At 49.0% G+C, this 24090-nt stretch carries 26 protein-coding genes, 2 riboswitches and 2 other annotated features (1 of these 30 cut by a window edge); of the genes, 15 read left to right on the top strand and 11 right to left on the bottom strand.

Going from position 1 to position 24090, the window contains the following annotated elements:
* Positions 1-177: a binding site (T-box leader), on the top strand; it begins 52 nt to the left of the window's first position.
* 48 nt (positions 178-225) lie between these two features.
* Positions 226-453 (top strand) — a binding site (T-box leader).
* A 55-nt stretch (positions 454-508) separates the two neighbouring features.
* From trpD to trpA, 5 genes are read left to right on the top strand one after another with little or no spacing between them, the layout of a single operon-like run.
* Positions 509-1498, top strand: coding sequence for an anthranilate phosphoribosyltransferase (trpD, locus tag F3H97_RS10590; protein WP_196431346.1), 990 nt, complete (start codon positions 509-511; stop codon positions 1496-1498).
* The gene (trpC, locus tag F3H97_RS10585) at positions 1495-2256 is read left to right on the top strand and encodes an indole-3-glycerol phosphate synthase TrpC (protein ID WP_196431345.1); all 762 of its coding nucleotides are present in this window, start codon (positions 1495-1497) and stop codon (positions 2254-2256) included. The genes trpD and trpC overlap by 4 nt, the downstream gene beginning before the upstream one ends.
* Complete coding sequence (locus F3H97_RS10580; RefSeq protein WP_159563048.1) at positions 2232-2786, top strand: phosphoribosylanthranilate isomerase; 555 nt, start codon at positions 2232-2234, stop codon at positions 2784-2786. Before trpC ends, F3H97_RS10580 begins: the two co-directional genes overlap by 25 nt.
* Entirely contained in the window at positions 2783-3970 is a 1188-nt protein-coding gene (gene trpB / locus F3H97_RS10575; protein WP_031422059.1) for a tryptophan synthase subunit beta, read from the top strand. The genes F3H97_RS10580 and trpB overlap by 4 nt, the downstream gene beginning before the upstream one ends.
* Positions 3967-4734, top strand: a complete 768-nt coding sequence (gene trpA / locus F3H97_RS10570; protein WP_159563046.1) for a tryptophan synthase subunit alpha — start codon at positions 3967-3969, stop codon at positions 4732-4734. The genes trpB and trpA overlap by 4 nt, the downstream gene beginning before the upstream one ends.
* 41 nt (positions 4735-4775) lie before the next feature.
* Here the strand turns inward: trpA and F3H97_RS10565 are convergent, their stop codons facing one another.
* Positions 4776-6266 carry a potassium/proton antiporter gene (locus tag F3H97_RS10565; protein ID WP_159563045.1) on the bottom strand — a complete coding sequence of 497 codons (1491 nt, stop codon included), beginning with the start codon at positions 6264-6266 and terminating at the stop codon, positions 4776-4778.
* Positions 6267-6419: 153 nt separating this feature from the next.
* Here F3H97_RS10565 and F3H97_RS10560 point away from each other — a divergent pair, with 153 nt between their 5' ends.
* Complete coding sequence (locus tag F3H97_RS10560; RefSeq protein WP_196431344.1) at positions 6420-7358, top strand: ATP-grasp domain-containing protein; 939 nt, start codon at positions 6420-6422, stop codon at positions 7356-7358.
* A 3-nt stretch (positions 7359-7361) separates the two neighbouring features.
* Here F3H97_RS10560 and F3H97_RS10555 read toward each other — a convergent pair whose 3' ends face one another.
* Both F3H97_RS10555 and hemQ read right to left on the bottom strand, forming a co-directional pair.
* Positions 7362-7508 carry a hypothetical protein gene (locus F3H97_RS10555; protein WP_012727492.1) on the bottom strand — a complete coding sequence of 49 codons (147 nt, stop codon included), beginning with the start codon at positions 7506-7508 and terminating at the stop codon, positions 7362-7364.
* A gap of 75 nt (positions 7509-7583) precedes the next feature.
* Entirely contained in the window at positions 7584-8360 is a 777-nt protein-coding gene (gene hemQ / locus F3H97_RS10550) for a hydrogen peroxide-dependent heme synthase (RefSeq protein WP_196431343.1), read from the bottom strand.
* A gap of 338 nt (positions 8361-8698) precedes the next feature.
* On the opposite strand from hemQ, the gene pta reads away from it, so the two are divergent.
* The 4 genes from pta (at position 8699) to F3H97_RS10530 (ending at position 10987) form a co-directional block, all read left to right on the top strand.
* Positions 8699-9688, top strand: coding sequence for a phosphate acetyltransferase (pta, locus tag F3H97_RS10545; protein ID WP_196431342.1), 990 nt, complete (start codon positions 8699-8701; stop codon positions 9686-9688).
* 77 nt (positions 9689-9765) lie between these two features.
* The gene (locus F3H97_RS10540; protein ID WP_196431341.1) at positions 9766-10485 is read left to right on the top strand and encodes a DUF2711 family protein; all 720 of its coding nucleotides are present in this window, start codon (positions 9766-9768) and stop codon (positions 10483-10485) included.
* A 38-nt stretch (positions 10486-10523) separates the two neighbouring features.
* Positions 10524-10823 (top strand): rhodanese-like domain-containing protein, encoded by a 300-nt coding sequence (locus F3H97_RS10535; protein ID WP_041917952.1) that lies wholly within the window; start codon positions 10524-10526, stop codon positions 10821-10823.
* Positions 10823-10987 carry a hypothetical protein gene (locus F3H97_RS10530; RefSeq protein ID WP_012727488.1) on the top strand — a complete coding sequence of 55 codons (165 nt, stop codon included), beginning with the start codon at positions 10823-10825 and terminating at the stop codon, positions 10985-10987. The genes F3H97_RS10535 and F3H97_RS10530 overlap by 1 nt, the downstream gene beginning before the upstream one ends.
* A gap of 152 nt (positions 10988-11139) precedes the next feature.
* Here the strand turns inward: F3H97_RS10530 and F3H97_RS10525 are convergent, their stop codons facing one another.
* The 4 genes from F3H97_RS10525 to folE2 form a co-directional block, all read right to left on the bottom strand.
* Positions 11140-11346 (bottom strand): DUF6440 family protein, encoded by a 207-nt coding sequence (locus F3H97_RS10525; protein ID WP_196431340.1) that lies wholly within the window; start codon positions 11344-11346, stop codon positions 11140-11142.
* Positions 11347-11473: 127 nt separating this feature from the next.
* Positions 11474-12376 carry an FAD-dependent oxidoreductase gene (locus tag F3H97_RS10520; RefSeq protein ID WP_196431339.1) on the bottom strand — a complete coding sequence of 301 codons (903 nt, stop codon included), beginning with the start codon at positions 12374-12376 and terminating at the stop codon, positions 11474-11476.
* 105 nt (positions 12377-12481) lie between these two features.
* Positions 12482-13495, bottom strand: a complete 1014-nt coding sequence (locus tag F3H97_RS10515; protein ID WP_196431338.1) for a metal-binding protein ZinT — start codon at positions 13493-13495, stop codon at positions 12482-12484.
* A 407-nt stretch (positions 13496-13902) separates the two neighbouring features.
* Positions 13903-14814, bottom strand: a complete 912-nt coding sequence (folE2, locus tag F3H97_RS10510; protein WP_196431337.1) for a GTP cyclohydrolase FolE2 — start codon at positions 14812-14814, stop codon at positions 13903-13905.
* A gap of 254 nt (positions 14815-15068) precedes the next feature.
* On the opposite strand from folE2, the gene F3H97_RS10505 reads away from it, so the two are divergent.
* Positions 15069-15899 carry a TerC family protein gene (locus F3H97_RS10505; protein ID WP_012727486.1) on the top strand — a complete coding sequence of 277 codons (831 nt, stop codon included), beginning with the start codon at positions 15069-15071 and terminating at the stop codon, positions 15897-15899.
* A gap of 36 nt (positions 15900-15935) precedes the next feature.
* Here the strand turns inward: F3H97_RS10505 and F3H97_RS10500 are convergent, their stop codons facing one another.
* From F3H97_RS10500 to F3H97_RS10485, 4 genes are read right to left on the bottom strand one after another with little or no spacing between them, the layout of a single operon-like run.
* Positions 15936-16469, bottom strand: a complete 534-nt coding sequence (locus tag F3H97_RS10500; RefSeq protein ID WP_196431336.1) for a 1,2-dihydroxy-3-keto-5-methylthiopentene dioxygenase — start codon at positions 16467-16469, stop codon at positions 15936-15938.
* Positions 16470-16482: 13 nt separating this feature from the next.
* Positions 16483-17100 carry a methylthioribulose 1-phosphate dehydratase gene (locus F3H97_RS10495; protein WP_196431335.1) on the bottom strand — a complete coding sequence of 206 codons (618 nt, stop codon included), beginning with the start codon at positions 17098-17100 and terminating at the stop codon, positions 16483-16485.
* Positions 17097-17747, bottom strand: coding sequence for a 2-hydroxy-3-keto-5-methylthiopentenyl-1-phosphate phosphatase (locus F3H97_RS10490; RefSeq protein ID WP_196431334.1), 651 nt, complete (start codon positions 17745-17747; stop codon positions 17097-17099). Before F3H97_RS10490 ends, F3H97_RS10495 begins: the two co-directional genes overlap by 4 nt.
* Positions 17744-18898 carry a 2,3-diketo-5-methylthiopentyl-1-phosphate enolase gene (locus F3H97_RS10485; protein WP_196431333.1) on the bottom strand — a complete coding sequence of 385 codons (1155 nt, stop codon included), beginning with the start codon at positions 18896-18898 and terminating at the stop codon, positions 17744-17746. The genes F3H97_RS10490 and F3H97_RS10485 overlap by 4 nt, the downstream gene beginning before the upstream one ends.
* 72 nt (positions 18899-18970) lie before the next feature.
* Positions 18971-19072: riboswitch (SAM riboswitch) on the bottom strand.
* Between the two features lie 205 nt (positions 19073-19277).
* Positions 19278-19380, top strand: a riboswitch (SAM riboswitch).
* An 82-nt stretch (positions 19381-19462) separates the two neighbouring features.
* On the opposite strand from F3H97_RS10485, the gene mtnK reads away from it, so the two are divergent.
* From mtnK to F3H97_RS10465, 4 genes are read left to right on the top strand one after another with little or no spacing between them, the layout of a single operon-like run.
* Complete coding sequence (mtnK, locus tag F3H97_RS10480; RefSeq protein ID WP_196431332.1) at positions 19463-20614, top strand: S-methyl-5-thioribose kinase; 1152 nt, start codon at positions 19463-19465, stop codon at positions 20612-20614.
* Entirely contained in the window at positions 20611-21645 is a 1035-nt protein-coding gene (gene mtnA / locus F3H97_RS10475) for an S-methyl-5-thioribose-1-phosphate isomerase (protein WP_196431331.1), read from the top strand. Before mtnK ends, mtnA begins: the two co-directional genes overlap by 4 nt.
* A complete protein-coding gene (locus tag F3H97_RS10470; RefSeq protein WP_196431330.1) occupies positions 21638-22717 on the top strand; it encodes a sugar ABC transporter substrate-binding protein in 1080 nt (359 codons plus the stop codon). Before mtnA ends, F3H97_RS10470 begins: the two co-directional genes overlap by 8 nt.
* Complete coding sequence (locus F3H97_RS10465; RefSeq protein ID WP_196431329.1) at positions 22717-24090, top strand: sugar ABC transporter ATP-binding protein; 1374 nt, start codon at positions 22717-22719, stop codon at positions 24088-24090. Before F3H97_RS10470 ends, F3H97_RS10465 begins: the two co-directional genes overlap by 1 nt.

Below are 24090 nucleotides of genomic sequence, written 5' to 3'. Positions count from 1 at the left end.
GATGGTTGGTGCGAATCAGTATATGGGACGTCGCGAATGGACTTCTGAGCTCTAAACCGAACTTTGAGTAGGCTTTAGCGGGTTACCCACCGTTATCACGGGGAAGCGGATGATTGTCCGTGAAGTGGGTTCTTTGGAACCAACGAAGGTGGCACCACGGGGTTACTCGTCCTTCTTATAGCGCAGGCTATGAGGAGACGGGTGACCCCTTTTTCGTTTCAATAATATAAATCGAGGATTGAGAAGAGTAGCGCGAGAAGACGTTTCGTCCAGAGAGTCAGGGATGGTGAGATCCTGACCGAGGCGTCCGCGTGAATGGGCTCATGAGAGCATGGCTGAAGAGAGTAGGTCGTGACGGTTTCCCCCGTTATCGGGATACGATGTGATTGCATCGGAGAGTGGATTCTTTGAAATCAACGAGAGGTGGCACCGCGGTATTGAACCGTCCTCCATACGACGACTGTCGTATGGAGTTTTTTTATACACATTTTTAGAGGGGGAACAGACGATGATTCAACAATTGGAGACAAACGCATTATCAACAGCAGATATGAAAGTGGCAGCGAGCGAGATGTTCCAAGCGGATGAAGCGCAAATCGAACGAGTGCTGCTGGCGATGAAAGAGCGCGGTGAGACAGCAGAAGAGATGGCAGGACTCGCAGCATACATTCGTGAAGCGGCACAGTTCCCCCAAAGTGATTTACCCGTACTAGATGTTTGTGGTACCGGCGGCGACGGGGCGCATACGTTTAATATCAGTTCGACCGTCGCCTTTGTCCTGGCGGGTCTTGGGATTCCGGTCGCCAAGCACGGGAATCGAAGCGTCTCGAGTCGATCAGGAAGCGCGGACGTCTTAGAGGCATTGAACGTTCCGATTGTGAAGACGGCAGAAGAAGTACATGCTGACTTGAAACGGACGAATCTCAGTTTTCTATTCGCCCAGCATGTCCACCCGATCATGAAGCATGTCATGCCGGTCCGGAAACGGCTCGCGACGGCGACCATCTTCAACCAAATCGGACCGTTAACGAACCCGTTTCGTCCGAAACGACAACTTGTCGGTGTCTATCATCCATCGTTACTCGAGAAGATGGCGACCGCGATGCGTCATCTCGGGGTGGAGCGCGGTATGGTCGTCCATGGAGCAGGTGGACTCGATGAAGCGAGTCTCGCCGGTGTGAACGACGTGTACTTCTTTGATGGGGAACAGACGGCGCGTTATGCGGTCGACCCACGAGATGTCGGCTTGATGCGGGCACCGCTTGAAGCGCTACGTGGAGGCACACCAGAAGAGAACGCCGCGACACTTCTTGCCGTATTGAATGGAGAGTCGGGACCGGCACGCGACGTCGTCTTATTAAACGCGGCACTTGCCCTTTGCACGTATGGTACGACCGCAACGCTTCGTGCAGGAGTGAAAGAAGCAAAACGTAGTATCGATGAAGGGCACGCCTTACGCGTATTACAAAACTTACAACGTACGGAGGTCGAAGCATGAGTTATTTAACGAAAATCATCGGAACGAAAATAGAAGAGGTTAGCGGCATGCAGCCCATCGATGTCCCCGTGACGAAGCCAATCTCTCTCTTACATGTGATGAGCGAGGGATTCCATATCATTTCAGAGATCAAACGGTCGTCCCCGTCGAAAGGAATGATTCGGGAGACGGTCGACGTCGCTAAACGGGCACGTCAATATGAAAAAGCTGGTGCGACGATGATCTCCGTTTTGACAGACACGACGTACTTTAAAGGTTCTTTTGACGACTTGCGACAAGTTGCCGATGTCGTCACCATCCCGGTGCTCTGTAAAGATTTCATCATCGATGAACGACAACTCGACTATGCGAAGCATTACGGGGCGAGTGTGGCACTTTTGATCGTGGCGGCACTCCATCCGACACGTCTTCAGGAGTTGACGCGATACGCTCGCTCCATCGGTCTCGACGTCTTAGTCGAAGTACATGATGAGGCGGAGTTATGCATCGCCCTCGAACTTGATGACGTGTTGATCGGCATCAATAACAGAGACTTAAAAACGTTCGAGGTATCCCTCGAAACATCGATTGATTTGATGAAACGCTATCCTGAGGTCACATTCGTCAGCGAGAGCGGGGTCAGTTCGGTCGAGGCGGCTGCACGTTTACAAGAAGCTGGGGCAAGCGCCATTCTCGTCGGGGAAGCACTAATGCGTGAAGAGGACCCGACCCGGTTACTCGAGGAGTTGAAAACATGTTCGTTAAAATCTGTGGACTAAAAACAAAGGAAGCTGTTGAGGCGGCGGTCGAGGCGGGAGCGGATGCAATCGGGTTCGTCTTCGCCCCGAGTTCTCGACAAATCGACGTGACGACTGCGAAGAGATTAGCTGCACATATCCCACAATCGGTTCGGATCGTTGGTGTGTTTTTAAGTCCTTCAATGGAAGAGATCGAGGAAACGCTGGACGTAGGGCTGACGGATTTACAAATTCACCATCGGACGCAGTCAATCGAACAACTCCGTACCTTCGGATTGCCCATCATCGATGCGTCGACCGAGGAGACGGCAGATGTGCGTTTGATCGACCATCCGACCCCAGGGAGTGGACAGATTTTAGATTGGGGCACAATGGACCGGCCGCAACGTCCGTTTTGGCTAGCGGGCGGGCTATCCCCTGACAATGTCGGACAAGCAATTCAACTCATCCAACCAGACGGCGTCGATGTCTCGAGCGGTGTCGAGACGGACGGTGTGAAAGATATCGAAAAAATTCGTGCGTTCATTCAACGCGCCAAGGAGGAACTATGATGTATGCACAACCAGTGAACGGGAAGTTTGGACAATATGGTGGAAAGTACATTCCGGAGACGCTCATGCAGGCGGTCGAAGAATTAGAGGTCGCTTATGAAGAAGCGAAGCAAGATCCTGAGTTTCAAGAACGCTTCTCTTCTTTATTACGTGAATACGTGGGACGTGAGACGCCACTTTATTATGCGTCGAACCTGAGTCGCCGTCTCGGGACGAACGTCTATTTGAAACGTGAAGACTTAAACCATACCGGTGCCCATAAGATCAACAACACGATTGGGCAGGCGCTCCTTGCGAAACGGATGGGCAAACAAAAAGTTGTTGCCGAGACGGGAGCGGGTCAGCATGGTGTTGCGACTGCGACAGTATGTGCATTACTCGATTTAGAATGTACCATCTTCATGGGTGAGGTCGATGTTGAACGCCAAGCATTGAACGTGTTTCGGATGGAATTACTCGGGGCGAAAGTCGTTCCTGTCAAATCAGGCAGTCGTACGTTGAAGGATGCCGTCAATGAAGCGCTCCGTTACTGGGTCAAACATGTCGACGATACGCACTATGTGATGGGTTCCGTTCTCGGACCGCATCCATTCCCGCAGATGGTACGTGATTTTCAAAGCGTGATCGGGACAGAAACACGTCGGCAAATCCTTGAACAGACGGGACGCCTCCCGGACGCCGTCGTCGCTTGTGTCGGCGGAGGGAGCAACGCCATGGGCATGTTCTATCCGTTCTTGAACGATGAGTCGGTCGCGCTCTACGGTGTCGAGGCGGCTGGAAGTGGCATCGATACGGATAAACACGCAGCGACCCTCACAAAAGGGGAAGTCGGTGTCTTACACGGGTCGCTCATGTATGTCTTGCAAGACGCAGCGGGTCAAATCGAGGAAGCGCACTCCATTTCAGCCGGACTCGATTACCCAGGGGTAGGGCCGGAGCACAGTTTCTTGAAAGATATTGAGCGGGTGCGCTATGCGGCCGTCACGGATGACGAGGCACTCGACGCGTGTCTCGCACTCAGCCGACAAGAAGGAATCATTCCTGCATTGGAGTCTTCACACGCCCTCGCTTATGCAGAGACGCTCGCGAAGACGATGGGAGAAGACGATACACTGGTGATTTGTTTATCAGGGCGCGGAGACAAAGACGTCCATACAATCCGAGAGAAGGTGGCGACACGATGAAACTAGAGACAGCGATTCGACAGCGAGAAGGAGCGGCGTTCGTTCCGTATATCATGGCCGGTGACGGCGGGATGGAGCGACTGATTCCGACCATTGTGGAACTAGAGCGGATGGGGGCGACGGCGATTGAACTCGGTATCCCATTCTCCGATCCGGTGGCGGATGGACCAATTATTGAAGCGGCAGGAATGCGCGCGCTTGAAGCTGGTGTGACGCTTGAAATGGTATTGAACCATTTAATAGAAGGAAAAGATCAATTTAACGTTCCGATTGTCTTGATGACATACTTGAATCCCGTGTTTCGGTTCGGGGTCCAACCGTTCTTTGACCGGGCGAACGAATGTGGTGTGAGCGGGGTCATTATTCCTGACCTTCCGTTTGAGGAGAGCCTCCAGTTGTTCGCAGATGTCAATCGGCATGACGTCGCCGTCATCCCGCTCGTCACGCTGACGAGTAGTGAGGCACGAACGGCATCCATCTTAGAAAAAGCAGAAGGATTCGTGTATGCGGTCACGCTCAAAGGAACGACCGGGAAAGCGGATGTATTCCCGGACGAGCTTCTCGCCTACTTAACTCGATTGACTGAGCAGTCACGGGTTCCCGTCTTAGCAGGATTCGGAGTACATCGTCCGGAACAGGTACAGTCACTTGGGAATGCGTGTGACGGTGTCGTCGTCGGGAGCTTTATCGTCGAAGCGCTTCATGAAGGACGGACAGAGGATGTCGAGACGCTTATTCGATCGGCAAAGCAAATCCATGCATAAGAAAATCAGCGCTTCATGCGAAGCGCTGATTTTCTATCTTCTCATAATTCGACTCGATCGAGTCCATCTTCACCAAATGTTTGGTCGAGTTGATCATGACGATACATCGAGGCGAGCACGTATAAGAGGTCACCTTCTTCGATGGCTGTCTGACCGTTCGGTGGAATCAAGTATTCGTTTCGGACGATGGCGTTCACGACGGTGTTCGGTGGGAGTGTGATGTCCGCGAGCGTTTTTCCGATCATGGATGAAGTTGCTGTGACCGCGTAAGGTACGAGTTTGTGTTGAGACTGTTTGCTCGAGACGAGGGCGATTGTGTATGGAGAACGAATTTTATCCGGACCGAGCAACCCTAACTTCTCGGCAAGTGGCGTCAACGTCGTCCCTTGGATCAGGGCGCTCGTCACGACGACGAAAAAGACGGCATTGAATAATAGTTGGCTATTTTCGGTACCGGCAATAAGCGGGAAAGTCGCAAGGACGATCGGCACGGCGCCTTTTAGACCAGCCCATGAGATGAACAACTTTTCTTTTCTCGTAAATGACATGCCAAGTGTCGATAAATAGACGGCAATCGGACGTGCCAAGAACATAAGGACGAATGAGATGAGTAGTCCTTTCCAAATCAAGTCCGGCTCGATGAGTTGACGAGGGAAGACGAGTAACCCAAGGATGACGAACATGATGATTTGCATGATCCACGCGAGCGCTTCTGAGAATTGGACGATTGTCACTTCATGCGCTGTATCCGCATTTCCGACAATCATGGCGGCGATATAGACAGCGAGTAATCCGCTTCCCAATAAGTAAGCTGTGACACCATAGGTAAGAAATGCCATAGAAATCATGAGGACGGCATGCAGTCCGCTCGAATCAAGTCTCAAGTGGTTCAACATGAGGCGAGACAGTTGTCCAAGGATGAAGCCGATCAATGCCCCTACAACGATTTGAAGGGCGAACATCCAAATTCCGTCCCAAATGGTCGTATCCGGCTTCATCATGAAATCGAGAGCGAGAATCGTCAAAAACATCGCCATCGGGTCGTTCGTGCCGGACTCGGCTTCGAGAGTCGCACCGACTTTTGGTGAGATATTCTTTCCTTTAAATGCGGCGAAGACGGCCGCTGCGTCGGTCGAACCGATGATCGCACCGAACAAGAAAGATTCAATCCAATCGAAACCAAATACGAAACGAACGGCCACGGCGACTACTGTTGTAGTAATCAATACCCCAAGTGTCGCCAGCGAGGCAGAAGGGGCGAGGACGCTCCGGATTGATGACCATTTCGTTTGAAGACCCCCTTCAAACAAAATGACAATCAAGGCAGCGACTCCAATCAGCTGCGCTAAATTCGAGTCGTCAAAGAAGATGAGACCAGTAATGTCACTTCCCATGATCATGCCGATTCCCATAAATAAAATCAAGGCGGGCAAGCCGAATCGAGTCGAGATTCGCGTCGCCATGACACCGGCTACGAGAAGTAGACCGAAGAGTAAAATGAGTACATCAGTACTTATAACAGGTACGGGCAAACACAACACTTCCTTTCTGAAACAATACTCTTAAGTTCATTATACCATGAAATCGTCTGATATTTCAGAATTGAGGATTAGGCAAACCATACACATTGGAATTGTCGGTTATGAATATGGTAAAGTAAACACATCATAGAAGGAGGAATGATGATGTCTAAAATTCACGTCATTCATGAAAACGAAGAATGGACGAACCACCTTGTCCACCGTTTAGAAGAATTGAACTTGCCATATGAATTGTGGCACTTGGACCAAGGGACGATTGATCTCGAATCAATGCCCCCGGAAGGTGTCTTTTATAATCGGATGAGTGCCTCCTCGCACACACGTGGGCATCGGTACGCACCAGAATTGACGGAAGGCGTCCTCGCTTGGTTAGAGGCAAACGACCGGACCGTGTTCAACGGCACACGTGCCATCCGCCTCGAAGTGAGTAAAGTCAATCAATACACTGCGCTTCGACGTGAAGGGATTCGCGTGCCGAAGACGATTGCGGCAGTCGGTAAGGCGCAAATCATCGAAGCGGCTGAGCAGTTAGCTATGACACCATTCATCACGAAACATAATCGTGCCGGAAAAGGACTTGGGGTCCAATTGTTCCATACGATCGAAGGACTCAAAGAATATGTATATGGTCCCTCGTTCGAGGAATCGGTTGACGGCATCACACTCATTCAACAGTATATCGAAGCCCCGGAACCGTATATCACCCGTTGCGAATTCATCGGCGGAAAGTTCCTTTATGCGGTCCGTGTCGACACGTCGGAAGGGTTCGAGCTCTGTCCTGCTGATGCCTGCTCGATTGAAGACCAGTTCTGCCCAGTCGGGGAGACGCCGCCGGCGAAGTTTGAAATCGTCGAAGGATTCGATGACCCCATCATTCCAAAGCTCGAACAGTTCTTGAAAGCGAATGCGATTGATATTGCGGGGATTGAAATCATTCGAGACCAAGACGGCAACGTCTACGCATACGACGTCAATACAAACACGAACTATAATTCCGATGCTGAAGCGAAAGCAGGACGCTACGGAATGCTTGAATTGGCTACTTTCTTAGGCGACGCACTTCACGTCACTACGACAAAATAAGGGTCAGGCGCTCGCCTGACCCTTTTGCTGTGTATGTTTGAGTTGCTCTTCAAATCGATGTTGGACTAATTCTGCTGTCGGTGCCATTCGTTCGATGAACGAATCTAAACGTTCCGCAGTGTCACGATCGGTTTCTTTAAACACGCGCATCGTTGTTCACCTCGTTAATCAGGATAACTTGCTTACATCATCCTTAATTCCCGAGGTGTTATACGCGTAAACCTTTTACACGCTAAAGAATGTGCTCAAATTTTCTTTCGGTAAGATGTTCCCGACATAGAAGTCGCCAAACTCTCCATATTTCGCACTCACTTCGTCGAAACGCATTTCATATACAATCTTCTTGAACTGAAGTGAATCTTCAGCGAAGAGCGTGACGCCCCACTCCCATGCGTCGAATCCAGTCGACCCACCGATGAACTGCTGAATCTTACCAGCGTAGCTACGACCGATCATGCTGTGGCGATACATGAGGTCTTTGCGCTCATCCATCGACAACATGTACCAGTTGTCGCCGTCGCGACGAGCTTTACTCATCGGATAGAAACAGATGTGTGCGGCTTTTGGAAGTGTCGGATAGAGGCGTGAGCGGATATGAGGATTTTGATACGGGTCCCCGTCTCCAGATCCGCGATACATCCCGAGCTCGATGACCGACACGTATGAATACGACGGAATCATATAGTCGTATAGCGCCGTTTTGCGGAATGCGCGCTCGACATCTTCAAGTTCGTTGAATGTCGGACGAAGCACCATCAAGACGAGGTCTGCCTTCTGACCGAGAATCGAGTAAAAGGCGTGGCTTCCTTCGCCTTTTGCTTCAACTTCTTCGAGAGAAGCGAGGAACGCTGTGAACTCATCAATCATCTGCTGACGTTTCTCGGCATCAACGAGTTTTAAACGAGTCCAATCAATCGTACGGAAATCATGAAGTGTATACCATCCATCTAATGTGGCGGCAGCATGTTGTGTATCTGTTGTAGGTACTGGACGTTCTGACATAAAAAAATCTCCTTTCGGGACTTGGCTTCGCCGTCTATTTTACCATATACGCTTCATACACTGGCAAATTTGAGACACTGTGAGGGTTATCACGGTTCACGAAGGGGGAAGAACAGAGGATGACGATATGAAAACGGCTTCATAAATGGCTGTATTAGTCGCTTTAGACAAACTGTTCTATTCATATAATGATTGATTCTAAGCGATTTATGACGAAATGGGCAGAATAGTTTATTTTGAAAAGGGTACTGTGTATAATTGAAATCGCGTAAAGACACAAGTCAACGGCAAAACCATTAGCAGTCATGCTGTAAATTGAGAAAAGGGGTTCATTCGTTATGAAATTATTTGAAACGTTGAAGCAAAAAGTTAGCCCGGTTCGTCCGACCATCGTCTTCCCGGAAGGTATCGATGAGCGTGTTCTTGGAGCCGCTGTTCGATTGAAAGCAGACGGTATGGTAGAACCAATCGTCGTCGGTGCGAAAGCAGATCTCGAAGCGGTTGCGGCGAAACACGGTTTCGACATCTCAGGTTTGACACAATATGACCCAGCGACATTTGAAGACATCGATGTTCTCGTCGAATCATTCGTCGAGCGTCGTAAAGGGAAAGCGACGGCTGAACAAGCGCGTGAACTCCTTACATCAGACGTGAACTACTTCGGAACAATGCTCGTTCACACAGGCAAAGCAGAAGGTCTTGTCTCAGGCGCGATGCACGCGACGGCTGATACGGTACGTCCGGCACTACAAATCATTAAAATGCAACCAGGCATTAAAAAGACGTCAGGTGTGTTCATCATGGTACGTGACGACGAGCAATACGTCTTCTCAGACTGTGCAATCAACATTGCACCAGACGCAGCGGACTTAGCAGAGAACGCATTCTTGTCGGCAGCGACAGCGAAGACGTTCGGCATCGACCCACAAGTCGCACTTCTTAGCTTCTCGACGAAAGGTTCTGCGAAGTCACCTGAAACAGAGAAGGTCGTGGAAGCGACACGCCTTGCGAAAGAAAAATCACCGAACCTTCCGATCGACGGAGAACTTCAATTCGATGCGGCATTCGTCCCTAGCGTAGCGGCGAAGAAAGCACCGGGTTCTGACGTTGCTGGTAAGGCGAACGTATTCGTATTCCCAAGTCTTGAAGCAGGAAACATTGGCTACAAGATGGTTCAACGTTTCGGTGGATTCGAAGCAATCGGGCCGATCCTTCAAGGTCTCAACAAACCAGTGAACGACTTATCACGCGGTTGTAACGAAGAGGACGTCTACAAATTGACGCTCATCACAGCGGCGCAAGCAATCGACGAGCGCAACGAAGCGTGAGTCCGGAGCATCCTTCTTATTAGAAGGGTGCTTTTTTTGATGGCTCGTTATAAACTGTTCAAGAAAGGAGTGATGGAATGGACGAACTAGATGAGAGCGTTTTGTTACCCGAGGGACATCGTTACGCTATGTTTGGTGGCGGGGATGATGATTCGATTAAGACGTATTATGAAGGGGTATTTGAAACGGTCTTCATCGTGTTTCATCCATTCCTTGCTCCAATAGATCACCCCACCATGATTGATCGTTATGCCGATCTGGATAAAAACGAGGTCGAACAGCAATTTCGGGCCGTTACATGGGAAGAGATGAGGCGAAGACTAGGTTTTCGTGACGTGAGCCGTATCGACCACGCGCTCCGAACGATGATTGGGGCGCTGAAACCACACGCCGAAGATCGAGCAGGGGCGAATCGAATCATCGAATATTGCGAACTTGAGAATGTGCTCCCACCAGGTGAAGGGGAACTGTCGGATCTGCTAAAGAATCAAGTGTTGCGTGTACTTTTGGAGATGGGAGAAGGCTGGATCTGGACCGGAGACGAATTTTGCACGGAACGGCATCTCATCCATCTCAGTGAGACGCTAGCTGCTGATACGTGGGGCATGCAACATCGGACGTTTTTCGGTTACCATCATGAGTGGCTCATCGTACCACCTTGGGATAGCCATTTCACGTTGTTTTGTGGCAATCGCGCGTTGATCGAACAGGTCGTCGAACGATGCGAGCTCGAGGGATTTTATTGTGACGCTGAGACGACCATCAACTGGAGTTTGTCGGAGCATAAGCTGAGGTAAACTAAAAGAGGAATCCATGATTGAAAGGGGAACTATGTATGCAAAGCATCCATGCGACAGAATTAAGAGAAAAATTAGAGAACGGGGAGTCTCTCCATATCATCGATGTGCGCGAGCAAGATGAATATGAGGCAGGGCATATCCCGAACGTACCACTCTATCCATTATCGGAATTTCCACAAGTGACAGAAAAGTTGGCACAAGACAATGTCTATCACGTGATTTGTCGTTCAGGTGGACGGAGTCAGACGGCGTGTGATTACTTAGAGTCGCAAGGCTACAAAGTCGTCAATGTCGACGGCGGAATGCTCGCTTGGGACGGCGACATCGAGGCGTGATGCTAGAGAATCCTTGGGTCGTCGTACCCCTTCTCATCGCACTTTATCTGACGGTCTATGCGGTGATGAAGCGATTTGACTGGGAGAAGTGGCGACTCGTCTGGGCAGTGTGGGTGATGCTCATCATCATCCTATTGACGATTGAACTCGTGACAAGTCTTTAAAAATATGGAGATTTAGGTTAACCTAGCGATATAATTTACTCCTAAAAACAAGTGAAGTAGACTGCCTCGCATCGTCTTTGATTGATGTGAGGCAGTCTACTTTTTTGTATGGTTAGAATCACACGATGATGTAGAGCTAAGAGCACGTTCAATCAATCTTCAACAGGTGTCACGATTACTTTACTTGTTTCATCGAATAGAGGCGTGAGTGTGCATCCTTGGGTATTCCACGTGTAGATATAGTTGACACCTGTTTGACGATCCACCCATACCGAAATCAGGCTGCCTTGTTCAGTAGTTTGAATCAATTTTTCATCAAAGCGCTTATCTGTGGTTTGATCCTTTTTTTTATTGAACACCCGTATCTCTCCTTTTGAACTTGTTGGTCATGACTTCGACTGAACTTTATACGTACCGTATTTCCTCTTACGGGAATTGTTAAACGAAAAGGACGAAGAGCAATGACTTTGATTAAACTTCATATAATTAAAATCGTTTGGATGATAAGTCGAAGTTGATACTCGCAGCTGTACGGGCGCCGTCAGCGGCTGCGATTAACAAAGAAGACGGACTACCTTTTTCAGTCTCTCCAGCAACATACACACCTTGTACGGAGGTGTGACCCATCCCATCCGTAACAATTGCCCCATTTTCATCCAATGCACATTGTAACTGTTGAGCCAGTTGGTTTGGACGATAGAAGTTTGGAACGACAAAACCGCCTTTCCTTGCAACAAGCGTTCCATCTTCCAACTCAATGTTTTTAAGCATCCCATCACTTCCGTGTAGTCGTTTGATTTTTGTTGTGTATGCCTTAATATGGTTCCGCTTCAAATCGTTTTTTACATCTTCGGAAAGTTCCTTCCCATTCGTAAAAATAATAAGATCTTTAGACCAGTTGAAGACGAGTTTTGATAAATGCTGAACATAGCCCTCAGTTTCTGCAATAACTGCCAATGGTAAATCGCGTAGCTCCCAGCCGTCACAATAGGGACAACTAAATAGACTTTTCCCGTAATATTCTTTTACTTGGGGTAAGGAAAAGTTCTCTTGTATACCCGTAGCAAGTAATATACTTTCTGTTAAATATTGTTTCTGATTTGAAAAAACCTCATATAGCTGATGTTTATTTTTTGGCTTCACCTCGATAATCGAATCATTAAAGATTGTGACTGAAGGATATGCATGCAGTTCCTTGATACCCAGTGACCTGAATTCTGACGGTTTGATGCCATCTCTCGTTAGAAATCCATGCGACTCTTCTGTCACACGATTTCGATTTGTTGCATCATCAAACACTGCAATATTTCTTCTGGCTCTGCCTAATGTTAATGCTGCAGATAGTCCTGCAGCGCCACCACCAATCACGATACAATCATAAATATTCATTTCAAGAGCCTCCATTTTTCGATTACGTCCTCTATTCAAGCCATGCACGGAGTTCAAACTTAAGAGATATAAAAATGAATTCGGATTCTATGCTTCAGAATAAACTCAATGTGCGAGCATATCACGCAAAAGTCCATCGGCATCTAAATCGGAAGGGTAATAGGTCGGCCAATGCGTAACTTCTTCAAGCAATTCTTCTCTGTCGTCTCCCCAATACAAATGATAGTGATGTGAATCAACTGGGAAAATATTATGGTCACTGAATTGGATGTATTGCGGTGCTTCTGTTGAACCCTCAACTAACTTAAAAATAAAGCGGACGCCACGATTTCCTTTTTCGTAGGTGAGGATTTCATACCCATCTGATTCGTAGTTCCCAGAATACTCGGTTCCGTTCTCGTAGAAGGTTACTCGATCACCATCAATGGTAATACGATCGACATCTGTCACATATCCAACGGTATAGTACTCTTTGTACTCTTCAGCCGTCATGTCGCCTGTCTCTGCCTTATGTTCAAATACCTCGTCCAAATCACCGGCTTGTAAGTATGGATAGATTGATTGCCAGTCACCTTCCCAGTCCGATAATTCGCGAGATTTAACTTGGCTGTCGTCAAAATATCCCTCGTAAATCTGCTTATTTGCCTCGCCATGATCGTGTCCGTGGTCGTGGTGGTCGTCGATTGCTACTTTCACAGCTTCAGATTGAAACACAGGCTCTTCACTTTCATCAAATAGCACAGCTTTTATTTCTGTGCCATCTGTTTCAGCCGTACCAGTGAATGTGTCTGTGGTTTGTCCAGAAACAACATTCCATTCCTTCTCATTACTTTCTCGGCTATACCAATGCCAGTGGTCAGCTTGCGTTTCTTCGTCCAAAATCGCGGTCAATTTAATTTCATCCCCCGTATGATAGTGCAAACCGAGACCGGAAATGTCAACCGCTATTGGTGCTTGACTCTCTGCTCCATCGGAATGATCATGTATTTCCTTTTCTTGAACCTCAGTCGCTTTCGGTTCGTCCGTGTTATTTCCAGTTTGTTCTTCTGCTCCTTGACATGCCGCTAAAGAGAGGCTTAATAATAGTAAACTTGGGAATCCAATAAGAATTTTTTTCATTGTTTAATTTCTCCTTTTCCTGAGTAGACGTATAAGTTTACATTTCAACAGATAGACAGCTTAATGAAGCGATAGTGCTATCATGAATTGAAATAGAAACTTTGTCACAGTTTTAATCGTAATTATTACGATTTAAATAGTAACCCCTTAAAAATCTTTAAGCAATATTTTTATTTATAAATAGATTATTATGTAAATAATTTCGGATCGGGTAGATTAAGAATTATGAATCATTTTTTGAATAAAATAAAACCATTTAAATGAATTCGCTGACATATCCGTTTTTGCCGATACAAAAACACCTCCGTGACTCGTACATTTTTAAAGTGTACGTTAACGAAGGTGTTTTTATATGGTTTGATTCATTTCGGTTATCCCAGGTGATTTAACCAGGATTTCCGTATTTTTTAGGCGTCGTCACGTTTATCGAATGTGATCGATGCGATTGCGTCATGTTGGTGAATCGACTCTTCGTTACGGCATTCGACGAAGAAGTTCACAACTTGTTTCATCTCGTACAAGTCAGCCGCGATCAAGCGGACCATGTCCTCGACGAAACGTGGGTTTTCGTACGCGATTTCAGTCGCACGTTTCTCATCCGGACGTTTGAGGACCGGGTGGAGTGGTGCTGAGGCGTTTGACTCCGCTGCATCGAGAAGGGCTGCACGCCAATCGAATCCGTCCATCGATGTCTCATCAAGACCGGCTTCGATCGTGATGTACCCACGTTGGTTATGGGCGCTGTACTCACTGATTTCTTTTGAACATGGGCAAAGCGTTGTGACGTTGATGACGAGACCGACTGTCACGTTTGCGACGCCCGTTTCGAGGTTATATGTCACACGGTGCATGACGTCCGCGTTCATCAAACCGCTAAGACCTGTCGCAGGTGCTTTACGCGTGAAGAACCATGGGTAACGGATTGTCAATTGGCCTTCTGTTTGTTCCATACGCTCGGCGAGCTCTTGCGCGAACTCGATTAACGAACGGTTTGATACCGTCCACCCTTGTTGATGGTACGCGTCGAGCTGCTCTGTCAAACGAGACATGTTGATCCCTTTACGGTCTTGTACGAGCGATGTCGTCAATTCAAATGTGGCGACCGTTGACTGGACCCCTTCTGGCGTCTCGACGTTCACGGGGTGCTTCACGTTTGAGATGCCGACACTGTCGAGGGCGAACAAGAAGTTTTTCGGTGTATTTTGTAAATCGACCATTTGTTCTTTTTCGGTCGGCTTTGTTCCTTTAATCGGTGGGACCGACCCGAACAATTTATGTCGTTCTGCTTTAGTAGGTAAAGCGACATGGCTTGTAGACATAATCGGATTCTCCTTTTTTCGAGCGGTTTAAAGCACCACTCGTTCTTGTTAGGATTTTATCACGAAATGATGGCTGAACGGGTATGATTTTGCTCTCATAACATGTTTTGAATATGCAATCGGAAAAAAATCCTTCAGATATTGAAGAAAGAGGATTGATTTACTTTGTGAACGGGAATAAAATGGTCCTGTGAACTTAAAAAATAGATCACTATTAAATATGAAGGAATTGAAAGAAAAAAGGAGATGTTTTTATGGATTGGCAGTTAGTCCTGCAGTATGCCTGGATTGTCGTCGTACTCGTCGGTTTGGAAGGGTTGCTATCTGCAGACAACGCACTCGTTTTGGCCGTCATGGTCAAGCACTTGCCGCGTACAGAGCAGAAAAAGGCATTATTTTATGGACTTCTCGGAGCGTTCGTGTTCCGATTTATCGCATTATTCTTAATCTCGTTCTTGATCAACGTATGGCAAGTTCAGGCACTTGGTGCGCTCTACTTAATCGGTATGAGTGCGCGACACCTGTATATGACCTATAAGGCGAGAAAGATGGAGCCGAAGCAAGATTTGGCGGCTGAGGCGAAGGAAGAGACGGCTGTCACAGAAAAGCCGGTATCGAAAAAAGAATTTTGGCTCACTGTCGCAAAAGTCGAGTTTGCGGACATCGCTTTTGCCGTCGACTCAATCTTGGCAGCGGTCGCGCTTGCGGTCAGCTTGCCACCACTCGGTCTAGGTGAAATCGGTGGGATTGACTCGGGTCAGTTCTTCGTTGTCTTGACAGGTGGACTCATCGGGGTCGTCTTGATGCGATTCGCAGCTCGGATTTTCGTCAAGTTGCTTCATCAGCGTCCGACACTTGAAACGGCCGCTTTCATCATCGTCGGTTGGGTCGGGGTCAAATTGACGGTGCTCGTACTTGAACACCCTGGTTTCAAGGAATTGATTGCCGGAACACCATTCGAATTCATGGGACTCCCAGACGGGTTCGTCCACTCGACAGCTTGGACGATTTTCTTCTGGTCGGTCATGGTCGGGATTGCGACATGGGGCTGGTTCTCATCGAAACCGACAGCGGTCAAACAATAAAAAGTGGTCTCTCGTTTTTAAGCGAGAGACCTTTTCTTATGCATTTACATTCTCTTTGTCGTAAATCGGTACCCAGCCTTCAGTCGTCACGAAAATACGAACGGCGACGACTTGGCGGTCTTCTTGTAACGTGAAGTAATGACGTGTGTTGACCGGCACGGAGATGAGATCACCTGGATTGAGCTCGATATTGAAGTATCCGCGTTCTGCATCGTCAATCGCAAAGATGCCGTGACCACTGACGATGAAACGAACCTCGTCATCTGTATGATGATGTTCTTTTTGGAAGTTGACGAGCAGTTCATCTAAATTCGGTGTCGCATCGGAAAGTGAAATGACGTCTGCCGTCTTGTAGCCGCGTCGTGCGGATACATCTTGAATCTCGTCACGGAACGTCGCCAAGATGGCTTCTTTGTCTTCGTCTGTCAGTTGGTAATTTTCCTGAAGAGAAGCTGGTAACTTCGCGATGTCCCATGCTTCATATAGGATGTCTCGTGATTCTAAAAAGGCACGTACCTCTTGTTGGTCGCTGACGCGTTCTTCTGTTTGTTGAAAATAAATCGTTGCCATGTTGAATTCCTCCTTATGAATGGACGCCTAAGGCGCGTAATTTTAATGAATAGCTGAACAAAAATTCATATGCTTCTAAATAACGTTTTGCCGCAGCGGGCGTCTCGCCCCAAACGGTGATTCCGTGGTTCCGAATGAGGACGGCACCTGCATCGCTTGTGACATATGGGGCAAATGCACGAGCGAGCATCGGGATATCTGCGTGGTTCTCGATAATCGGGATTCGTACACGGGCCGTCTCTTCCCAATAACCGAGCGCTTTGATGATTTCTTGACCTGTGAACGTAACATGACCTTTTGCAGCATACAGTTCCGAGATGACGTTATTGTCGACCGTATGCACGTGAAGCGAACATGTTGCGTTCGTGTTGTTGAAGATATCGACATGTAGCAACGTCTCAGCCGACGGTTTGCCTGTCTGCTCTCCAATCAATTGACCGGTCGCATCAACGAGGACGAAGTCTTCATCGGTGCGCTTTCGTTTATCACGACCGCTTGCCGTCACGAGGAATGTCAATGGGTCATCTGATACACGGATCGCCAGGTTCCCGCTCGTTCCGGGGAACCAGTCTCGTGCGGCGAGCTCGTCTTTAATGTCGGCAAGTTCTCCCCACCGTTCTTGCACAGTCATACGTTCACTCCTTTCATATGAGCTGAGATATCGTAGAATGTCTCGAACGGAATATGTCGAATTCCTTCCGCCTCACATAGCGAAATCAGTTGCCCCCGTGCATACACGACGTCGGCACGTTTTGCGATTTCAAAGTCGGTGACGGAGTCCCCGATGACAATCAACGTGTCGGTAGGTGAGACGATCTGTCGGGCAATCGTCGGCTTGCAGCATCCACAATCGTTCGAACAATGGACATCGCATGTATGAGGCCAGGTGACGTGTGCCGTCTCTCCAGAGAAATCAACGTGATTACAGTAGATGTGTTCCGGTTCGACGTAACCTTCTAGAATCGGATGGACGAAAAAGTCCATTCCGCCACTGACGACATCAAATCGAAAGCCGCATGACTGTGTCTCCTGTAAAAACTCGATAAACCCTGGTCGAAACGTGATGGTCGACTGAAGAAATTCACGGTACTTCAATTCCTGATCACTCGGGAGCAAGCTGAACATCTGACCGACGCCTTCGCGAATGGAGAGCGTTTGGTTCAAAACACCATCTTTAAGTTTGACCCATTCAGGTGGGGCGAAGCGTTGCATCAATGCGATGATGTTATCTTCTTCCGTGATGGTCCCGTCGAAATCACAGATGACGTGCGTGCTCATCGCGCACCCCACGCATCTAAAGCAGTCGATAACGCATCGGTCTCGCTCGTCTTACCGATTGCTTGATCGATCGCTTGCCGAAATGCCTTCCCCCCGGCACTCGCACCGTCCGGGTGACCGTGAATCCCACCACCCGCATTGATGACGACATCTGATCCGAAGTCACGAATCAAATCTGGTACGAGTCCAGGATGGATACCGGCAGACGGGACCGTCAGAATCGGTTTCGTCCAATGAGGTTCTGTCGCATACGTCTGAATCTGTTCTGCTTCGTCTTTCGGTGTCGACAGTGAACCATATGGCGAAGGGAAGAGGGTCAAGTCCGCCCCGGCCAAGCGAATCAGTTTCCCAAAGAGTAGGGAATGACGAACCGATCCGGTCAACGCTCCGGCAAAAGCGGGATGTGCCAAAATCGGGACGTGAATCTCAGGATCTTTAGCGAGCTCCCGCAACGCGTCGAGTCCATACGTATACACGTTGAATAAGAGTGCGGTCGAGCCTGCCTCAATCAATTGCTTCGCCTGGTCGCGTAAGGTAAAAACGGGTCCGCTCAATGTGACGGCGTATAGAACGGAGCGACCGGTCGTTTCTTTATGCTCCCGGATGACCGATGCCCCGACCCGTGCCCGTTCGAGCGACGGGGTGAGCGGATTGTCATATAGAATTTCATCGTCTTTGACGAGGTCGATGCCGCCTGCGAACTGGTCCCGGAGTTGTGTCGTCAAAAAATCAAGGTCTCGTCCGATGACGCCTTTGAAGATGCTCATCGCGAGCGGGCGGTCGTGTACACGAAGGATGTCGCGGACCCCTTCAACTCCGAATACGGCACCCGGAAAGTCCGGTGCGAGTTCCTTTGGAAGCGAGAGGTCGACAAGTTGAACGCCTGGGTCGAGGGAGAGCTTACCGAATGTCGTCGTCAGAATGGACGAAAAGTCCGGTGTCACGTTATGTAGCGGGTAGCGAATCGAGAAGCGACTTGTCGTTTCTTGTTGGGACGTGGCGATGACCTCACCTCGGAACGCTTGCAGTTGATATTGTTCGAGATGGTTCAACTCGGTCCATGTCCCGACGGTCAGCTCATATGCGATTTTCTCAGCTACACACTCGACGTGATCGGTATGTTTGATTTCATAAGTAGCGATGATTCCCATAAGTTCCTCCTTTCAGGTCAAACAAAAAATGACCTCATGCCAAGGCAAGAGGTCATTCAAAAAAACAATGAACTCTTATCTCTCAGCGTTAGCTGCAAGAATTAGCACCGTGCCATTTCTGGTCGGTTGCTGCGACATCATCGGGCTTGTCCCTCCGTCTGCTCTTGATAAGAATAGTTGTGAAGTTGTGAAATTTAATTGAATTTTTACATAGAATCGCTCACTCGTCAATTCCTTTTTTTGAGAAAAAAAGTTTAAAAATAATGTTTCTATATATGCGTGTCGAAAATAAGTGGGCGACTGAAAATAGAGGATTGACAACTAGCATGCCTAGTCCGTAATATTCGTCTCAACACGTCAAACACAATTACATCATTTACTCTTATCGCGAGTTGGCAGAGGGAATTGGCCCTAAGACGCCGCAGCAACCGACCATTTGGCACGGTGCTACATCCACCAGACACATGTCTGAAAGATGAGAGGAACAACCAATTTGGGTGTGCCTCTTTCTCGCGGAGAAAGGGGCTTTTTTTATGCATAGATCCAAGAAAGGGGAAAACCATCATGGCTTATGAGGCGTTTACAGAACAGAGTGTCGTCGACCACGTTCGACAGTTAGGGTTACTAGAAGATGGGATTGCAGAATGCGAGGAGATCGGGGATGGAAATTTAAATCTCGTCTTTCGCATTCGTCAAGGAGAGACGTCATTGATTGTGAAACAAGCGTTACCGTACGCAAAAGTCGTGGGGGAGAGCTGGCCGCTCACGCTTGATCGGTCTTGGATTGAACAGCTGGCTCTTCGTGAATTTTCAAAAGTCGTGCCTCAGTTCGTCCCGAGTGTCCTCGGGAGTGACCGTGAACTCGCCTATACGATTTTAGAAGATTTATCATCGTTCGAAATCGTCCGCACCGGCTTCCTAAAAGGAGAGAGCTACCCGAACTTAGCCCGCCACGTCGGTACGTTCCTCGGGGAAACGTTGTTTGCGACGTCTGACTACGCGAACGGACCACTCGTGAAGAAACAAATCGAAAAAGAGTATTACAATCCAGAACTATGCGATATCACGGAGAAACTGATCTTCACCGACCCGTATCGCGACGCAGAATCGAATCAAATCGAGCCAGTCCTTCGTCCGGATGTGGAGCAACTCTGGTCAGACCTCGCTTTGAAAATTGAAGTGACCAAATTGAAGGTTGGGTTCGTGACGAAGCACGAAGCGCTACTGCACGGGGATTTACATACAGGAAGCATTTTTGCGACCCGTCAAGAAACAAAAATCATCGATCCCGAGTTTGCGTTTTACGGTCCGTTCGGCTTTGACATTGGTCAAATCATTGCTCATTTGGTGTTCTCAACGTATGCGCATCCGTTGAAACGGTTCGAACGCTTCACAGAAGTACTCACTGTCTGGGAGACGTTCGAGAAAACGTTCCGTACCCGCTTTACACAGGCCGCAGAGCCGTTCAACACAGTAGGATTCGTGGACGAACTGTTGCCAGCTATTTTGAGTGACGCCATCGGCTACGCAGGCTGCGAATTGATTCGGCGGACTGTCGGTCTGGCTGGAGTCGCCGACTTAGAGACATTACCAGATGACCTTCGCATCGAACGGAAACGCCACGCCTTAGAGCTCGGCACGCGTCTCATCAAACAGCGCCATCAGATTCAATCCATCGATCAATTGATTCCAGTCTTGTCGGAGGTGCGCGTATGAGTGTGCAAAGTATTCATTTCGATGCCGACACGGAAGTGTTGACGATTTTAGATCAGACGCTGTTGCCGCAAGAAGAGCGCTATGTCGAAGTGTTGACGCTCGAACAGGCCGAGCAGGCAATCAAGTCGCTTCAAGTTCGCGGTGCACCGGCCATCGCTTATTTCGGAGCGTTTGTCCTTGCGAAAGAAGCGTCACGTCTGCAAGACAATCCATATTTTCATCTCCAATTGAATCAAGTCGGTCAACGGTTGATTGCGACAAGACCGACCGCGGTCAACTTACAGCATGTCATCGAATCACTCCTTCGATTGAATGTGGGGGAGGACTTTGAACAGATTGCAAAAGCAATCAAGCAGCGTGCGATTGAAATCTTTGAACAAGACGTGGCTACGTATCGCACGATTGGGGAACATGCGCTCACCGTGTTACCCGCTGGTGGCAACGTATTGACGATCTGTAACGCCGGTGCCATCGCGACGTCACGATACGGTACCGCGCTCGCGCCGTTCTATGTCGGGAAAGAGCGTGGCATCCCGTTTCGGGTGTTCGCGTCCGAAACGCGACCGCTGCTTCAAGGAGCACGATTGACCGTATGGGAGCTCGACCGAGCAGATATCGATGTCACACTGATTACAGATAACATGGCGGCCTGGACCATCCAGACGAAACAAATCGATGCTATCATCGTCGGGGCGGACCGCATCACCCGTACCGGTCATACAGCGAATAAAATCGGAACACTTCAGCTTGCGATTTTGGCGAAGCATTACGGCATCCCATTCTATGTGGCTGCTCCGCATTCGACATTCGATTTAGAGGCAGATGACACGATTCAAATCGAAGAACGGGACGCGCATGAAGTGACCCATATCGGGGGACATCCGACGGCGCTCGTCGGCATCACCGTCTTCAATCCGGCGTTTGATGTGACACCACCCGAACTGATTACCGCTCTAATTACAGAGACAGGTGTGCTCGAACCGACTGAGTCGGTCATTGTAGAACATGTAGGAGGAAACACATATGTCTAAAAAAATCATCTTCTTCCTGTTGACCGTCATCCTGGCACTTGCCGGATGCACGAACGAACAGGCTCAACCGAAAACGACTACGACAACAAGTAAAACGGAAGCGAAAACCGTCAACGTCTCAAATGAGACGCTTCCGAAAAATCTAGAAGTCGCCCTCGTTATGCAGATGTCGATCGGGACGTTCTCTTCGCAGTATATCGAAGGGGTGACCGAGCAAGTCGAAGCGTTCGGTGGCAACGTGAAAGTGTATAATGCCGAAAATGATTTGTCGAAAATGGCGAGTTATGTCGATACGGCGACGACGCAAGGAGTCGATGTGATCTTGATTGACCACGGACGTGCCGATGCCTTGAAAGAACCGGTTCAACGGGCGCTCGACAAAGGCATCAAAGTCGTTGCATTCGATAACGATTTGACGAACGAAGGCGTGACGGTCATCGACCAAGATGATTATTCACTAGCATGGCGTTCGCTAAAAGCACTCGCGGAAGATTTGGACGGGGAAGGGAACATCGTCACGATTTGGGTCGGTGGATTCACCCCGATGGAACGTCGACATACGATTTATGACGCGTTCTTAAAACGCTATCCCGGCATTCAGGAAGTCGCAAAGTTCGGTTCGGCGACGAACAACACGGCGCTCGATACGCAAAGCCAGATGGAGGCGATTTTGAAGAAGTACCCGGAAGGCGAAATCGATGCGGTGTTTGCGATGTGGGATGAGTTCGCCAAAGGGGCGAGCCGTGCCATCAAACAGGCAGGACGTGACGAGATTGCCGTCTATGGAATTGATTTGAGTGACGAAGATTTACAACTCATGCAAGAAGAGGGAAGTCCGTGGAAAGTGACAGCTGCCACAGATCCAGCCGAAATCGGTCGCATTCAAGTCCGTTACGCCTATCAAAAAGTAGTCGGGGACGAAACGCCTTCCATTCATTCGGCCGACCCATATCTAGTGGATCGTGATGTCTTGCCGGACGAGGCTGTCACGATGGATGACCTTGGACAGTACGTTCCGGGTTGGGGCGAATCAAATGCGGCATGGTCGGATTGGATGAAGGAGACGGACTGATGATTCGCTTGGAACGAATCACGAAACAGTACGGTGACGTCACGGTGCTTGATCAACTGTCATTCAGTTTGAAGCCTGGAGACATTCATGGTCTCCTCGGTCTGAACGGGGCCGGTAAGAGTACCCTCATCAAACTGCTAAACGGAACGGTCGAACCGACGTCCGGCGAATTGTCCATTGATGGAAAAGCAATCCGGCTCACACCAGCGGAAGCGATTCGTCATGGCATCATCACGGTATCGCAAGAAGTCGATGATGCGCTCTATTTGGACTTGCCTGTGTATGAGAATGTCCTTCCATGGCAGACGGTGAAATGGATTCGCCCGCAACGTTTGAAAGAGCGAGCGCAACGCGTGTTGTCCCGAGTCGGTTTAGAGGTCGATTCAACGCGTCCAGCCGGTCAATACCCGCTCAGCGTGAAGCAGCGCCTTCTCATCGCCCGAGCACTCGAGAGCGATGCCAAGTATTTACTCCTCGACGAACCGACTGCTGCCTTATCGGAAACGGAGGCCGACGCCTTACTGGAATTGTTACAGAAACTTGCGACAGAAGGAGTCGGAATTGTATTGGTCACGCATCGTTCAAACGAGCTCACACGGGTCACGTCGACCTCTACGTTTCTTCGAGACGGACGTGTCGTGTACGATGGACCGTACCAATCGCTCTCCTCGGAAGCGGTGCAGACATTTTTGAGTGGGACGACATTTGATGCAGTGTTAGAAAAGGCAGTGCCTGAAAATGAGCTTTTCTTGTCTGCGCAGTTGCCCCTTCCAGTCTTCCAATCTGACATTTCGATTGAAGCGTATCGCGGGGAAGTGCTCGGGATTGGTGGATTGACGGGAAGTGGGAAGACGGAACTGATGGAAGCGTTGTTCGGTCTTTCTGGGATTCGTCAATCCATCACAATCGAGGGGGAAGAACACGTGATCAAAGAACCGGCAGACGCCGTACGTTTAGGATTTGCACTTGTTCCAGAGGAGAGACGTCGTCATGGATTATTTTTAGATGAGACGATTGAACGGAACGTGATTGCTGTCGCAGGAAAGACCGATGATGTCTCGGACGTATTGAAATCGCTTCGCGTCCGCTATGCGAACGTGAAACAACCGGTAAGTGAGCTGAGTGGCGGAAATCAGCAGAAGGTCGTCTTCAGCAAATGGTTGCTCGATGACCGAGACATCTATCTGCTCGACGAACCGACAAAAGGAATCGATATCGCAGCGAAACAAGACGTGTATGAACGCGTCATTGCACTCGCGAAACAAGGGAAGACCGTATTGTTCACGTCAAGTGAGCGACATGAACTCGAACGGGTCGCCAATCGAATCGTTTGGCTCGACCGTGGACAAATTGTAGAGAAAGGAGGCGTGTAA

Origin of the sequence: Exiguobacterium sp. SRB7LM (genome assembly GCF_015712685.1) — a bacterium.
Taxonomy (GTDB): domain Bacteria; phylum Bacillota; class Bacilli; order Exiguobacteriales; family Exiguobacteriaceae; genus Exiguobacterium; species Exiguobacterium profundum.
Note: the sequence above shows the minus strand (reverse complement) of the source record. Positions and strands in the feature narration are given on the sequence as shown.